The 642-nt window shown below is 33.3% G+C and carries 1 protein-coding gene; it reads right to left on the reverse strand.

Going from position 1 to position 642, the window contains the following annotated elements:
- Positions 1 to 43 precede the first annotated feature (43 nt).
- Positions 44 to 490, reverse strand: a complete 447-nt coding sequence (gene ssb, locus ACFINZ_RS11315) for a single-stranded DNA-binding protein (protein WP_375701559.1) — start codon at positions 488 to 490, stop codon at positions 44 to 46.
- Positions 491 to 642 lie beyond the last annotated feature (152 nt).

Consider the following 642-nt stretch of genomic DNA (forward strand, 5'->3'; position numbering starts at 1 on the left):
TCCGCGTTTTGTCCGTTTTTTTCTTTTAGCCATATTTTTTCCATCAGAATGGGACGCCATCATTAAGAGCTGTGCTATGATCTTGAGCACCTGAGGCAATAGCATAATTTTGAGAAGTAATGGGTGAGGGGTGTTCAGATTGCTCTTTCTTTGCATCAAGTAAATGCAACTCGCCTTTATATTGTGGCAGGACAATCTCTGTTGTGTAACGGTCATGACCATTTTTATCTTGCCATTTACGGGTTTGTAATTTGCCTTCTATGTAAACCTTTGAACCTTTGTGTAGATACTTAAGTGCTATTTTTGCAAAATGCGGATTAAAAACCACTACGGAATGCCATTCTGTTTTTTCTACTTTTTGGTACGTATTTTTATTCATATAGCTTTCAGAGGTTGCCATACGAAAATTGACTACCTCAGCACCAGAAGTCATCGTTTTGCTCTCAGGATCATTTCCTAAATAGCCAATTAACATCACTTTATTGAGCATGTTTTCACTTACCTTAAATTGTATTTAAATACGTAAAAATCTTAGAATAATTTGTTTGTTTTTTCAATTATTTCAGTTAATTAATAACAGTTTTTAAAGTATTAGATTATAATACTGCTTGATAAATTATTTAAGCAAAAAGCCATATCTTA

Source organism: Bartonella sp. AA81SXKL (assembly GCF_042196945.1).
Lineage (GTDB): Bacteria > Pseudomonadota > Alphaproteobacteria > Rhizobiales > Rhizobiaceae > Bartonella.

Excerpts from the sequence above, each read along its gene's own strand:
- ssb (WP_375701559.1), bottom strand. The coding sequence starts at position 490 with ATGCTCAATAAAGTGATGTTAATTGGCTATTTAGGAAATGATCCTGAG.